General features: G+C 33.3%; 13 protein-coding genes. 5 read left to right on the plus strand and 8 right to left on the minus strand.

Annotation, left to right across the window (positions count from 1 at the left end; genetic code table 11):
- Positions 1-626: 626 nt before the first annotated feature.
- Positions 627-1,793: a tyrosine-type recombinase/integrase gene (locus EMTOL_RS15405; RefSeq protein ID WP_015030233.1), complete on the minus strand. Its 1,167-nt coding sequence runs from the start codon at positions 1,791-1,793 to the stop codon at positions 627-629.
- A gap of 351 nt (positions 1,794-2,144) precedes the next feature.
- On the opposite strand from EMTOL_RS15405, the gene EMTOL_RS15410 reads away from it, so the two are divergent.
- Positions 2,145-2,789, plus strand: coding sequence for a Dna2/Cas4 domain-containing protein (locus EMTOL_RS15410; protein ID WP_015030234.1), 645 nt, complete (start codon positions 2,145-2,147; stop codon positions 2,787-2,789).
- A 76-nt stretch (positions 2,790-2,865) separates the two neighbouring features.
- Here EMTOL_RS15410 and EMTOL_RS15415 read toward each other — a convergent pair whose 3' ends face one another.
- The 4 genes from EMTOL_RS15415 to EMTOL_RS15430 all read right to left on the minus strand — a co-directional run bounded on the left by EMTOL_RS15415 (position 2,866) and on the right by EMTOL_RS15430 (position 6,970).
- Positions 2,866-4,416 carry a lytic transglycosylase domain-containing protein gene (locus EMTOL_RS15415; protein ID WP_015030235.1) on the minus strand — a complete coding sequence of 517 codons (1,551 nt, stop codon included), beginning with the start codon at positions 4,414-4,416 and terminating at the stop codon, positions 2,866-2,868.
- Between the two features lie 163 nt (positions 4,417-4,579).
- Positions 4,580-5,995 (minus strand): Asp-tRNA(Asn)/Glu-tRNA(Gln) amidotransferase subunit GatA, encoded by a 1,416-nt coding sequence (gene gatA, locus EMTOL_RS15420; RefSeq protein WP_015030236.1) that lies wholly within the window; start codon positions 5,993-5,995, stop codon positions 4,580-4,582.
- Between the two features lie 215 nt (positions 5,996-6,210).
- Positions 6,211-6,387, minus strand: coding sequence for a Sec-independent protein translocase subunit TatA/TatB (locus tag EMTOL_RS15425; protein WP_015030237.1), 177 nt, complete (start codon positions 6,385-6,387; stop codon positions 6,211-6,213).
- Positions 6,388-6,514: 127 nt separating this feature from the next.
- Positions 6,515-6,970, minus strand: a complete 456-nt coding sequence (locus tag EMTOL_RS15430) for a DUF1232 domain-containing protein (protein ID WP_015030238.1) — start codon at positions 6,968-6,970, stop codon at positions 6,515-6,517.
- A 377-nt stretch (positions 6,971-7,347) separates the two neighbouring features.
- On the opposite strand from EMTOL_RS15430, the gene EMTOL_RS15435 reads away from it, so the two are divergent.
- Positions 7,348-8,286 carry a malate dehydrogenase gene (locus EMTOL_RS15435; protein ID WP_015030239.1) on the plus strand — a complete coding sequence of 313 codons (939 nt, stop codon included), beginning with the start codon at positions 7,348-7,350 and terminating at the stop codon, positions 8,284-8,286.
- Between the two features lie 135 nt (positions 8,287-8,421).
- Positions 8,422-10,125, plus strand: a complete 1,704-nt coding sequence (locus tag EMTOL_RS15440; RefSeq protein WP_015030240.1) for a DNA polymerase/3'-5' exonuclease PolX — start codon at positions 8,422-8,424, stop codon at positions 10,123-10,125.
- A gap of 87 nt (positions 10,126-10,212) precedes the next feature.
- Here the strand turns inward: EMTOL_RS15440 and EMTOL_RS15445 are convergent, their stop codons facing one another.
- Genes EMTOL_RS15445 through EMTOL_RS15455 form a run of 3 tightly spaced genes read right to left on the minus strand, consistent with a single transcriptional unit; the run spans position 10,213 to position 13,360 of the window.
- Positions 10,213-11,613 carry a TlpA family protein disulfide reductase gene (locus EMTOL_RS15445; RefSeq protein WP_015030241.1) on the minus strand — a complete coding sequence of 467 codons (1,401 nt, stop codon included), beginning with the start codon at positions 11,611-11,613 and terminating at the stop codon, positions 10,213-10,215.
- A gap of 5 nt (positions 11,614-11,618) precedes the next feature.
- Complete coding sequence (locus tag EMTOL_RS15450) at positions 11,619-12,719, minus strand: hypothetical protein (RefSeq protein ID WP_015030242.1); 1,101 nt, start codon at positions 12,717-12,719, stop codon at positions 11,619-11,621.
- The gene (locus EMTOL_RS15455) at positions 12,716-13,360 is read right to left on the minus strand and encodes an ABC transporter ATP-binding protein (RefSeq protein WP_015030243.1); all 645 of its coding nucleotides are present in this window, start codon (positions 13,358-13,360) and stop codon (positions 12,716-12,718) included. Before EMTOL_RS15455 ends, EMTOL_RS15450 begins: the two co-directional genes overlap by 4 nt.
- 534 nt (positions 13,361-13,894) lie before the next feature.
- Between EMTOL_RS15455 and EMTOL_RS15460 the strand changes: the two genes are divergently transcribed.
- Both EMTOL_RS15460 and EMTOL_RS15465 read left to right on the plus strand, forming a co-directional pair.
- The gene (locus EMTOL_RS15460) at positions 13,895-14,278 is read left to right on the plus strand and encodes a hypothetical protein (protein WP_229235479.1); all 384 of its coding nucleotides are present in this window, start codon (positions 13,895-13,897) and stop codon (positions 14,276-14,278) included.
- A gap of 46 nt (positions 14,279-14,324) precedes the next feature.
- Complete coding sequence (locus tag EMTOL_RS15465; RefSeq protein WP_015030245.1) at positions 14,325-14,726, plus strand: hypothetical protein; 402 nt, start codon at positions 14,325-14,327, stop codon at positions 14,724-14,726.
- The last annotated feature ends 2 nt before the right edge of the window (positions 14,727-14,728 follow it).

Consider the following 14,728-nt stretch of genomic DNA (forward strand, 5'->3'; position numbering starts at 1 on the left):
ATTAAAGTTATGCATTGTTGAATGTCGATATATTCAGATGGTTGAATTTAAAAGTGTAATATTAGATGCTCCACATTCCAACTAGTAATTAGACGAAAGGAGTATAATTACAAGTTGCTGATTATAAGTTAGTTAAATGCTGCTTTTGTGCAGATTTTGAAACGCAATATTATAATAATTCTCGACATAAACTAATATTTCAATTTATTATTTATTTGTATAGATTATAAAATACTTATAGTTAGCTATTTATAGTTAGATAAATTATCATAACCTTGAGCTAAAAAATAAATTTGTACTAATTTTATCTAATTGATAATCAAATAATTAAGTTTATACTTAGCCTCAATCCTTCGAGACAAGAAAACAACTTATAATATTTTAATATATTTGTATTAATTAAAATCTATTGATAATCAGTAAATTATAGTTAAGTGATAATTAGATTAAAACCCCAAATAATAAGACCAAAGTGGTTGATTGAAGGTCATCCTGATTATTTTTTCGCTGAAAATAAAAAGTTATATCGGGTTTCAACTCAAAGAGAAATCCGACTTATACTCATGGGCTATACCAAAGGTTATTACCTAAATCGTAAGTTTTTTAGTTTAAAACAATTAAAAAGTCTAATCTATAAGATTGATGTCGAGCAGGTCGAACGGACTCCTAACATATCTAAGTGAATCTCGATGGATATGCGTATAACGCATCGTTGTTGTAATATTACTGTGCCCCAATAACTCTTGTATATGTCTGATATCAACCCCAGCGTCTAGTAAGTGAGTGGCAAAGCTGTGTCGCAAGGTATGAACACTCACTTGTTTGTTTATTTTACAGTTATTAACCACGTTTTTGAATACAATCTGAATACTTCTTTCGCTAAGTGCTTCTTGTGTCAACTCATCTTCAAATAAATATTGTTTGGGTCGGTAGGTACGATAATATTCTCGTAAAAGATTTAAAATATTATCCGAAAGTAAAACATATCGGTCTTTTTTGCCTTTACCATTTTTAACCAAAATAGTTTTATTATACTTATTGATGTTACTTAATTTTAAGGTACTAGCTTCTTTAATTCGCATACCCGTTGAGTAAATTAAACTAAAAATTGTTCGATATTTCAAACTTTTTGTGCGGGTCAAAATCTCTTCAATTTCAGCTTTACTTAAAACTGATGGTAATTGTTTGGGTTTGATTATTTTCGGAAGTTCAAAATATTCACATGGTTCTTGTCCTAATACTTTTTCGCGGTAATATTTGTAGGTGTTGATGATTACATTGAGCGAGGAAGCAGATAAACCTTTTTTACTGACCAAGAAATCAAGGTATTTTTCGAAGGCTGATTTTGAAATGTTTTGGAGGTTTGAATTACCAAAATAATTAATTATTCGAATCATCTGACTCCTATAATTACTGATGGTCTTTTGACTGTAATTTCTAACCCTCAAACTTCTACATAATTCAACAATAATCGGATGCTTATAAGCTTCATTGTAAGAAACCCGATTAGCCCAACGCCGCTGGGCAAACTTTGAGAAATACTGGTTAATTTCTTCATTACTCACTTGTGGCTTGTATTGAATAATCAGTTCTTTCGAAAATTTGCATTTATCTTTGCCAAACATTTTTCCAATCATTACAATATTGTGACGAGTGTTCGGAACAAGCCATCCTTTTCTTGATCGGCTCCACCTGCGTTCGGGAATTTTCGAAATTATTGCATTAGAACTTAGGTCATTGAACCTAACTAAAAGAAAGTGTGCGTTTTGGGTGTCTTTAGTAACTTCAATCATTATTTACAGCAAAGTTTGTGATTCTAAATTACAAATTTTAATAGAAATAAATGTGTGTATCAAAAGATTTTTTAATGCATGAAGGTGAATTTTTAATGGTAGTTTAGTGCAGGAAATTAGATATATAGGTGTCTTAAACTGAATTTATTCAGTTTAAAGAAATCAAATCCGTTGTTTTTTTAGTCACGGAATTTATTCCGTAAAAATGAAGAAATAATCAAGAATAGAAATCTATCAATAATTACTAGATAAATACGTCGAATTACAAAGTTTGGTGTACTTTGCGTTGAAATATGTAAAAACGAAATATTTAATATGTACTTACTCCACAATTTTAAAACGCTGTGAATAATGTCTAATTACCTTTTTTCAAAAACAGCCTATATCAAAGGTGTACAATGTGAAAAACAATTGTTTCTTTATAAATATCATTATAAGCTACAAGACCCGCTTAGCCCTGAAATTTTAGCAAAATTCAAAGGTGGTCACGATTTTGAAGATTCCTATCGTGAAAAGCATTTTCCATTTGCTGTAAATATTGAAAAGATTGCCAAGAACCGAAATGACTATGAAAGTCTGACCAAAAAAGCCTTACAAAAACAGGTTGCAGATATTTTTGAAGCTACTTTTGTTTATCATGATGTTTTGGTAATGAATGATGTGTTGAGTAGGAGCAGTGGCCAATGGGAAATTCAAGAAATTAAAAATAGTGCTGAGTTAAAAGCAACCCATATCCAAGATATTGCTTTGCAATATTATGTTACTAAAGGAGCTTTAGAACAAGAATTATCTGCCAAACTTGTCCTTTTTGATGAAATAGATAGTTATAAACTGATTGATGTAACCGAAGAAGTAAGAGCTTTGCAAGTTGAAATTGCAAGTAATGTCAAGCATTTTAAAAATGTGTTAGCCTCGTCAAAAATTCCTGAAAAAGCGATTGGCGAACAATGTGAAATGCCTTATAAATGTAGTTTTTGGGGATATTGTCATCGTTGAGAATCTATTTCATCATGAACAAAAAAGAGGTATCAAACATTATGCTTGATACCTCTTTTTATGAATAAGACTTCAATTAAACAATTTTAAGCTTTTGTCCTTTCTTTACTGAATTTGAACGTAAGCCATTAATTTTCTTTATTTTTTCAATTGAAATACCACCGTAGCGTTGTGAAATGCTCCAAAGGGTATCACCTCTTTGTACAATATGATACTTCGGTTTTGATTTTTCAATAACTTTCTTCGATTTTCTTTCTTCTTTAATCGTACGTTCAACCTCCACAACCTCTTCAACATCATCAAGGATGACCAATCTCTGGCCTACCATAATTTTGGAAGACTTTAAGTTATTCCAAGTTTTGAGGTCATACATATCTACATCAAACTTATCTGCAATTCTATTCAATACATCACCGCGTCTGACCGTATAAGTTCTTTTCTTTACCTTTCTGATTTTCTTAATTTCTTCTTCTTCCTTCTCTGGTTCTACTTCTTCGATTGGCTCATTTGTACTGCTTAAAGTTGTATATTTAGGGTCTCCAATGATAAGAATACCATCTGATGATTTACTTGAAGCTACATTAGATGATTTCCCCGAAGAGGCATCTGCTAGCATAACTGATACTCCATTGAGCTTTTGGGCTGAATCTAAAATCATTTGTCGATTCGCCTCAAAAAAAGCATAACTTTGAGCAGGAATTCTCAATTCAAATCCTCTTGAATGTTGAGGTAGAACTCCCTTCAAAATGGAAGGATTATGTTTCTGAATATCATCTAAACTAATACCACTTACATTCGAAAATGTTTCAAGGTCAAGATAGCCATCAATAAGAATTTTCTCAACTGGCTCATGCTCCATTACTTCCTCTGGAAAAATACCATAGTCTCCAGCATGATGCATCATGTACATAATTGCTGTAAATTGAGGTACATAAGCACGTGTATCGCGGTGTAGATATGGGTGTAATTGCCAATAATTAGTAATATTACCCGCACGACGTATGGCACGACGTAAATTACCAGGGCCTGTATTATAAGAAGCTAATACAAGTTCCCAATCACCAAATATATTGTATAATTGGCGGAAATATTTACAAGCAGCCTCTGTCGATTTTTCAATATCCATACGTTCATCAACGTATTCATCAACTCTTAAACCAAAATCTTTACCAGTAGGCTTCATAAATTGCCACAAACCAACGGCTTTGGCATGAGAAATGGCTTTGGGATTTAGTCCCGATTCAAGCATCGAAAGATACTTAAGCTCGTCGGGCATATTATATTTGGCCAAATATTTTTCAAAAATTGGAAAGTAAAAGTTCTTCTTTTCAAGCATTCGTTTCGTAAAACTAGGCTTTTTAAAGATAAAATAATCTACAAAACTATGTACGATTGAATTGTATTGAAGCGGAATAGAACGTTGTAGGTTCTGAAATCCTTCTCTTACTTTATTTACATCGGCTGTAGGAATGAAACTTTCTACGCCTTTAGTTTCTTCTGTTTCAATCAAGGAATCTTCTACTGAAACCGTAATTGCCTCTTCTGGTATAATTGATTGTGCTATTGTTGTAAGGGAGGCACAACCTAAAAAACTCGTTAGGACAAGGATTTTGTTGGCTATCTTCATCTTTATTTCTTGATTAGCGAAGCTATTTTAATCTTTATTAATGGTACTAGGAAAGAAACCTTTTACCAAAAATAAATTATATCTGTTTTTTTGTCAAGTATTTACGGTTTTATATTTGTATTTTCAAATATTTCTGAAAATACAAAAATTAAAACATTTATTGTTATTGCAATGAATTAGCGAATGCAAGCATTTCTGCTTCTTCAAAATTCTTGCCAAGAATTTGAATCCCTATGGGTAAACCTTCTGAGTTTTGGCCATTTGGAATCGAAATACAAGGATTTCCTATCACATTTGCTTGAACCGTGAAGATATCCATCAAAAACATTTGTAATTGGTCATCTGATTTTTCACCAATCTTTATTGCAGGAGTTGGTGTTGTTGGAGAAATCAGAAAATCATATTTCGAAAGAATTTCATCCGTTGATTCTTTTATTAAACGACGAACCCTCTGTGCTTTCGTATAATAGGCGTCATAATAATCTGCACTCAGTACAAAAGTGCCCAAAATTATTCTTCGGCGAACCTCAGCACCAAACCCTTCCCCACGTGATTTTTTATATAATTGTTCGAGGTTTTTTACTCCCTCCGCACGATGTCCGTAGCGAACACCATCAAATCTCGAAAGATTCGAACTTGCCTCGGCTGTTGTTAGAATATAATAAGTAGGAAGAAGATACTTCATCAAGGGGTAGTCAACCGCTTCAACAATATGTCCTTGGGCTCTAAGTTGTTCTATTTTATTAGAAGTTTGGCGTTTGACATCTTCATCTAAACCTTCACTTTCGAGTGCTTCACGCATGTAAGCGAGGCGATATTGTTTTTTAGGCGTAAGCTTTTCTGTGTATGCGGGCACTTCTTGGCTCGAAACTGTGCTATCATGTTCGTCGGCACCTGCAATGATTTCAAGTAGGAGGGCTGCATCTTCTACTGTTTTAGTAATTGGACCTATACAATCAAAAGATGAAGCATAAGCGATGAGCCCCCACCTAGAAACACGAGAATATGTAGGTTTTAGACCTACCACTCCACAAAAAGCGGCTGGCTGACGAACCGAACCGCCAGTATCCGAACCCAAAGATGCCAAACACATATCTGCTTGAACAGCCACTGCCGATGCTCCAGATGAACCACCCGGAACACGTGTTGGGTCAGCAAAGTTTAGAGTAGGCCCGAATGCCGAGTTTTCATTGGAAGAGCCCATGGCAAATTCGTCACAATTTTGTCGACCAATGATAATCGCATCTTCAGCTAAAATACGTTCTACGGCAGTAGCTGTAAACTGAGATTGAAAACCATTTAATATTTTGCTTGAAGCTTGTAAACCATGATTTTCGTAGGCCAATACATCTTTCAAACCAATGACCATACCTGCTAAACGACCAGCAGTTCCATTATTTATTTTTTTGTCAACTTCTTCTGCTTGTTTAAGAGCTTCTTCTGCATACACTTCTAAAAACACATTCAAATTTTTATGTGCTTCAATTTGCTCCAAATAGTGTTTCACCAACGATACACAGTTAGTTTCACCACTGGAAATGGCTTGTTTTACTTCTTTAAATGAATTGTATTTGGTCATTTTTTAACGCATTACAAAAGATTACCTTGAATTTTTAGATTAAATATATCAAAAATTGCTTATGATTTTTTTGTGATTTGCTCTAAAAATTCAGATTATTTAAAAACAAAAAAACAACAGCCACACAGTTTTAGGCTGGGTGCTGTTGTTAAGGTGTTGCCCAATTTAAGTAGCCTGAGCGTAGCAGAAGGCAAATAAATTGAGCAAAAATATCCTTATTTATCGTCTGATGCGGCTTTTTCGATATTTTCTTTTACTTCACGAGAAGCATCTTTAAATTCACGAATTCCTTTTCCTAATCCACGTGCAAGCTCAGGTAATTTTTTTGCACCGAAAAAGAAAAGAATCACTACCAAAATCAGAATCATTTCTGTACTTCCAAGACCAAACATAATATTATAAAATTTAAAGTGTTTTTTGACAATTATTTAATGGAAAGGGTTTTGTTTATCAAATATGCATCAAATATAACGTATAATTTGATACTACAAATGTATAAGTAAATTAGAAATTAAAAAATTAATTTCGTCTTAAACTTTTGTCGTTTTGTCTATTTTGCCATTCATTGAATTTCACAAGTTCATCATCAATACTCTTGAAAATAAACATCAATAAGGCAACATCATCACTTAAACCAATAAATGGTAGTATATCAGGAATGATATCAATTGGGGCAATAAAGTAAACAAAACCCGCAATTACTTTAAGCAAATTTCCTACTTCAATCTGTCGATAATCGCCTACTGCATAAGCTTTTATCAATGTGCCCAAAATTGTAATTTTTTCTCGAATTACATCAAAAACACCGCCCGCTCCTAAGTGTTGAGTTTTCTTTAAAGCAGTTTGGAGGAGTTGTAAAAGACTTTTGGCATTTTTAGCAATTCTGGGTGCTTTTTTTAGGGCACTTTTATAAACGACTGACTCTATTACTTTCGAAAGTAAGTTTTGTGTTTTATTAGTGGTTGTTGTACTCATTTTGTTATCTGGCTTCAATTTTAATTAGTTTTTAGCTTCAGGATATCGAATGTAATTTATGCTCAAAAGAAGCTCAAATTTGTCTTGACATTATGAAACTTAACTTAGAAACGTAAAAAACTACAAAAATTATCCGATAAATATAAAAAATGCAAAAAAAACATTCAAATACATTGTTTTATATTAGTTTTGTCCAATAAATTTGTTGTTAGGTTACAACAAATAAATTTTTGTATTGAAACTACAAAAATAGTGGTGTTAAAACCATTTTTAGTTTTTTTTACTTATCATCAAATTCGTATCTAAAAATAACCCCAAGATACGAATATAATTTATAAATAAGTTCCTCCATCGGGGGTTAGGGGGCTTTAGAAACTATGAAAGTAACAGTAGTAGGTGCAGGTGCGGTTGGTGCAACCACTGCCGACAACATTGCTCGTAAGCAAATCGTAGATGAAGTTGTATTGCTAGATATTAAGCAAGGTGTTGCTGAAGGTAAAGCAATGGACTTGATGCAAACAGCTTCATTAGAAGGCTTCGATACAAAAATTATCGGTTCAACAAATGATTATACAAAAACTGCAAAATCTGATGTAGTTGTAATCACTTCGGGTTTACCACGTAAGCCGGGTATGACTCGTGAAGAACTTATTGGAATCAATGCAGGTATCGTAAGAGATGTGGTTACGAAAATCTTAACTCATTCTCCAAAGGCAATCTTGTTAATTGTTTCGAACCCAATGGATACAATGACTTACTTGGCATATCAAGTAGCTCAATCAATGGGTGTAAACAAAAAGCGTATCATCGGTATGGGTGGTTCGTTAGACTCATCACGTTTCCGTTATTATTTATCGCAAGCAACTGGTTTTGCTCAAAGCGATATTCACGGACAAGTAATCGGTGGTCATGGCGATACAACCATGATTCCATTGACTCGTTTAGCTACTGTAAATAGTATTCCTGTTAGCCGTTTCTTATCAAAAGATGTACTTGATAAAGTAGCTGCCGATACTATGGTTGGTGGTGCAACACTTACTGGTTTGTTAGGAACTTCAGCATGGTATGCTCCGGGTATTGCTTCTTGTGCGGTAGTTGAGGCAATCATCCGTGATGAGAAAAAAGTGATTCCTTCAAGTGTTTACTTGAATGGAGAATATGGCCAAAAAGATATTTGTTTGGGTGTGCCTGTTGTAATTGGTAGAAATGGATGGGAAAAAATCGTTAACATCCGTTTGAACCAAGAAGAACAAGCTGCTTTTGCAAAATCGGCTGATGCAGTGAGAAATATGAATAATGTTTTGGCTACTTTGTAATCAAAACTTATTGATGCCTATAAAAAGCTTGTGGACTTTTAAGTTCGCAAGCTTTTTTTTGATTTAGATTTTATACAAAATACCTTAAAATGAATAAAAACAGCTAATTTGCATAAAATTTAAGAAGAAAACATGATGTCAAATTCAGATATTGTTGAAACAATTGAGCTTACCGCAAAACTACTTGAACTGCACAACGAAGATGAGTTTAAGATAAAAACCTATACTAATGCTGCCTATAATTTAGATAAATATGTGGGAGAATTAGCACAATTAGATTTTCCTCAACTTACACAGATTCAAGGGGTTGGGAAAATGATGGCGGGTAAAATCTTAGAAATGGTTAGTACGGGACAGCTAAGAGATTTAGTTGAATTACTAGCCAAAACGCCTGAAGGTGTTATTGAAATGTTTAAAATTAAAGGCCTTGGGGCAAAGAAAATTAAGGTTTTGTGGAATGAACTGGGCATTGATAATCTCAATGAGTTACAAATTGCCTGTGAAAATGGAAGTATTGCTAAGGTGAAAGGTTTTGGCGGAAAAACACAAGATTCAATTTTAGAATCTTTGAAGTTTATTCAAAGTCAGGCTGGAAAACTCCGCATGGATAAAGCGGCAATTTTGGCTGAAATTATTTTAGAGGTTATCCAAAATAACTTTCCTAAAGTTGAAATTACGGGGCAAATTAGAAGAAAAACGGAAACTGTTGATACACTTACTTTCTTAATAGCTTATGAAGGCAATTTACCTACTTTTGAAATGGAAGGTTTTGAGCAAGATTTAAAAGCATCCTCACCTTTTGTTTGGCGTGGTAAATATTTAGAAAATAAGATTTTAATCGAAATCAGATTTGTACTTGAAAGTGATTTTGTTGCTAAACAGTTTATTTATTCCGCCCATGAAGACCACCTTAAAAAACGCAATGAAAATGGTATATCATTGTTGAATACTGCCATTAACATAAAAGAGATATCTACCCAAGAGGAGGCAGAAGTAGCCATTTACGAGAAATTTGGGGTTCCTTACATCATTCCAGAAATGCGTGAAGGTCTTAATGAATTTGAATGGGTGAAAAAACATTCAAATGATGAGCTTGTGACTTGGAATAGTTTAAAGGGAATTTTGCATAACCACTCGACTTATTCCGATGGACAACATTCACTCGAACAAATGGCAACTTATTGTAAAGAACTTGGTTTTGAGTATTTAGGAATTGCTGACCACTCACAGTCTGCCACTTATGCTAATGGTTTGTTGATTACGAAGATTCTGCAACAACATGCCGAGATTGAACAATTAAATAAAAAATTATCAACTGATAAACCTTTTAAAATTTTAAAAGGAATAGAGTCTGATATTTTGGGTGATGGTTCACTCGATTATCCAGACGAAATTTTGGCTAGTTTTGATTACATCGTAGCTTCGGTTCATTCGAATCTGACTATGAACCAAGCTCGTGCAACTGAGCGTTTAGTTAGAGCCATTGAAAACCCTTATACTACTATTTTAGGTCATCCGACAGGTAGATTGTTACTTTCAAGACAAGGTTATCCGATTGATTATAAGGAAGTTATTGATTGTTGTGCAGCTAATGGAGTTGTTATCGAAATCAATGCTAGTCCTTACCGTTTAGACCTCGATTGGCGTTGGATTGAATATGCTTTAGAAAGAAACGTGATGCTGAGTATCAACCCTGATGCCCACGAAATGCAAGGTTACCACGACATGAATTATGGTGTAGCAGCCGCCCGAAAAGGTGGACTTACAGCTAATATGACATTTAATGCCCTTAGTTTGGTCGAAATGGAAGCTTATTTGGCTAACCGAATACAAAAATAATATTCATGCCACTGCCCAATAAATATTGTGGTAGTGGCGATTTTAAGCAACTTTGCCAAGTTTTTGCATAGTTTATTGAGTGGTAGCTCAGTTTCTTTGTAAAACTTCCTCAATTTGTTTGATTAATTCTTGCCCTTCTTCGTGGCTTGGGTCTGCTACTTGTGAAACGGCAAAATTTCCTTTTCTATCTATTAAAAAATAGGCTGGTATACCACTAATACCATAGTTTTTAGTGATACTACTGTTTTCATCAACTCTTAGATTGATGCCTTTTATATGATACATTTTTACGGCGTCTTTCCACTCTACCTCACTATCTAAAGAGATTTGAATAAAAACAACTTCAGCTTTAAATTTTTCTTTGATTGGCTCCATAAATTTCATGTCATAAATACACGGACCACACCAACTTGCCCAAAAATCGAGGTAAACTATTTTTCCTTGAAAATCTTTTAATGATACATCTTTACCATCAATATCTTTTAATTTGAAAGGTTTAGCCGGCGAACCTTTTGAGAGCGTTTTTGAAAAATTTACTTTATTTGACAAATAGTTTTTATAATCTCTATCGTTTGCTGTTGCTAAGAAGTCTTCAACTAATGTTTGAACTTTCGGACTAATATTTTCAGCGTCAATCATGTTATTTAGCTTGAATGCCAAAACTCTTTCAATTAGTTTGAATGAAAAATAGTCTTTGTCGTAAGAGGATTTAATAAGGTTGAGTTCTTCATTTTCGGTCAACTCTTTATGTTTTCGATTGCTAGATTTCGCAATAAATAAATCCATCAAATTTTGAAACATATTGCCGTATTCGAGCGAATTTGCCTGAACAGAATCAGCAAGTGCCTCCAATTTGAGGGTAGTTTTTACTTTTTCCTCAAGCCAAGAACCATATTTTTTACTCGATAAGTAATTGATTTTATAATTTTGAATGGCCCCTATGATATCTGCTTTGCGAGATTGAATGAAGATTTTAGATAAATTGGGTGTTTTTTCTAAATATTCTAATTGCGTTAATTGTTCGTTATCTAAAAAATTGAAGTATTGTTGTTGTGCTGTCTGGCTCTGCCGCTCTGCTTCCATCTCAAAGTCTCGTTTTACTTCAAATTTTTCTCTTTGTTTGATATAATAATTCCAATTTTCAGAACCATTGCCCCAAACCTTGATTGATGTCCAAAAGTTTTTTGGCGAAAACTTGATTGTAATATCATCTGTTGGCTCGATAATCCAATAATGAAAACCTTGGTCTGCGTAGTAAAAGTCGATATATGCGATATGTTTGATAGAAGAACTAAAAGAAAATTGATTCTTTTCATTGAGCTCTATTTCATATTCTTCTTCCTCTCCAACCCAGTCACGGTAAAGTGTTATTAAAACCTTTCGTTCGGTCGGATTTTGAATTTCACCCGAAAACTTAAATTGAGTTTGGGCGAGTGTAGCGAATGATGAAAGAAAGATTAAAATAAAAAATAGATATTTGGGTTTCATTGGGTTCAGTCTAGCATTTGACTTTCATAAAAATGTTTATTTAGCACAAATCCCGCCAACAAAATATTGACAGAAGCCATCAAAATTACTGGAATTTTGAACATAATCAATAGTAAGAATAAGATTCCAACAAAAAATAATCTCTGTAAATAAGTATCATTATTAATTTTATTGATGTATTGCGTTTGATGATTCAGTAGAATCATTGATAAGATGAATGTCATCAGAGAAAAAATAAAAATAACGCTTATTCCCTGTGGTAGATTTCTAAGAAGTACGATTAATTCAGGAATAAGAATAATTGAATAAGTAATGCTATAATTTAAAAAACGTTGAAATGTTTTGATAGGAAGGTTTCTGCTGAAAGATAAAAATTGGTGTTCAAAATAGATAAATTCTTGTGTAAAAATACTGTGTCCTGCCGCAGAAAAGAGTCCACCCAAAGCAAGTAGTCGCTCATCGTAAGCATCAGTGGGATATAAATTACAAACACCTGCCAGCATAAAACAACTAAATAATTTGCCTAAAAGTAATAATACAGGTTGTTTAGCAAATAAATATCTAATATAAAATAGGAAATGAGGCGTAGTAAATTTCCCTAAAAGATTTTGAATTGGTTGTTTGATTACTTGAGTGGCATTAGGTCTTTGAAGTCGATACTCGTATGCCGCTATTCCTGCTACAATAAAAATGATATGATAGGCAATAATCAAGAAAAAAGCCCCAAATTGTTTTTCTTCAAGGGCAATTTTTAGCATCCACAAAGAATATAAGAAAGTTAGTTGAACCAAATTAAATTGTAGAGCAGCAAAGGCTGTCCAACGTTTTAGTTTTGGAAAAAGGCTGATGTGATATAAAAATTCGTTGTTTTTTGATTCAAACATTCGTAAAGTAAAAAGGGTAATTTTTACAGTATGTAGAGCCCAAACAAGGAATGTTAATAGAAGCAATGAAGGTAGTTTCAAAACCAATTTTATGATTGTAATGTGCTCATTGGCTCTCAGAAAACCAAAACTAAACATCATGATTGCAAAAATAAATATTACATTTTGACGGTAATATTCCTTTGTAATAGCGAGATTGAGTATTCGAATGATGCTTTTCATACTTGCTGAGTAATGGTTTGGTCTTGTACTAAATAAATATTCTTAATACTCAGCTTGGCTTCATAACCACCCGTGAGAAAATCCTGATGTGATGAAAGTAAAAAGCTTACTCCTTGGTTTAAAGCATATTCTTTTACCAAATCATATATTATTGCTACTGAATTTTTATCAATGGTAATCAAAGGTTCATCGAGCATTATTAAACTGGGGTGTCCTAAAAACGCTGATAATAAAGAAATTTTCTTTAGCATTCCACTTGAGTAGGTACCAATCGGAGATTTCCAATAAATATCAACCCCAATTTTTTCTGCCAATTGATTAAGTTGACTAGGGGCCGCTTGTTTGGCTTGAGCAATAAAACTTAATAAATCATAGCCAGTGAGGTAATCTGGATATGCGGGGTCGGCTTCGCTCATATTTACTTTCATTCTGTAATTCACAGAATCTTTTCTGATATCAAGATTTTTCCATAAGATTTTACCATCGAAAGGAATGATTCCAGCCACTGACCTAAAGAAGGTAGATTTTCCCGAACCATTTACACCTTTAAACCAATGAATGCCTTCGGGGATGCTTAATTCTTCAATGGCAATGATTGTATGATTATTATATTTTTTTGAAAAATTCTCAATTTTTAACATCGTGACAGTTTTAAGTATGAAAGCAAATAGGGTAGAGCACACTAAAATAGTGTACTAAGGAAACATTTTTTCTAAAGTTTTACCAAAAAAAATACATAAATGGTACATGGGCATTTGAATAATTACTGATACTTAGGCTAAAACTAACAAAAAACGTTCTACTAAATCTTTAAAAAATATTATTTGGCAAAATACACTCAAAAGAGAAAAAAAATGGGTTTTTGTATTATTATAAGGAAGAATTGAAAAGCAACTCAAAAAAGTGAAATTTTTGCTTCTATTTAGTCTATTCAGTTAATAGGATTATTTGAACTTTCTCTTGAAGTATTCCGAAAAACGTTGTAATATTCTAATATTATGCTATAATTTTAAAACAACTTTCAGAAATTAATGATTTATTAATTGACTTATGTTCAGATGCTTACATACATTTGCATCACAAAGGTTTTCGAAGGAGACGAATAATTGATATGACTTTTTTTAGTTTTAACTTTTAAAGAATTTACTCCAATGGAAACAAAAACAAAGAAAATTATGAAAACATTAGCAATCGTATTGGCACTTGCCTCGGTAACAGCTACTGAAGGTTTTGCACAAGCAAAAGCTGCATCTGGAAAAGTAAGCTCAACAGCTAAAGTATCAAACCTAAGCGTACAGGACATGGGTAGCCTTCGCTTCAAATTAGCTTTTGAAAACCCACTGAAACAGAAAACTAAAATTTCTTTAGTTGACAAAGACGAGAACATCTTATTTAGCGAATATACTAATGGAAATGCTCAGTATGTAAAGGCATTTAACCTTTCGAATTTGCTTGACGGCGAGTATTCATTTGTAGTACAAGCTGGTAGCGAATTGTCGAAAAAAGACTTCGTCATTAGTACAAAAACACTACGTGGTATTTCATTAGCCAAAAAATAACCTAAGTCTCGCTCAATTTTATTTTCATCATTAAACAATTAAGACAATGAATAAGAACACTAAAAATATCATTAAAGCATTAGCAATCGTATTGACTTTAGCTACAGCCACTACTGAAGGTATGGCACAAACAAAAGCAACAGGAAAAGTGGCCTCTACTGAGAAAAATGCATTAGCAGTTCAAGATATGGGTAGCCTACGTTTCAAACTAGCTTTTGAAAACCCATTGAAACAAAAAACAAAAATCTCTTTAGTAGATAAAGAAAATAACGTGTACTTCGTTGAGTATGCTGCCAATGATGCTGCTTACGTGAAAGCATTTAATTTGTCAAACCTTTCTGATGGCGAATATACTTTCGTTGTAGAATTAGGAACTGAGAAGTTGACAAAAGAATTTGCTATCAATACGCAAACTTTTCGTGGAATTGCGTTGGCAAGTGACAAATAATT

The sequence above is a fragment of the Emticicia oligotrophica DSM 17448 genome (assembly GCF_000263195.1).
Classification (GTDB): Bacteria; Bacteroidota; Bacteroidia; order Cytophagales; family Spirosomataceae; genus Emticicia; species Emticicia oligotrophica.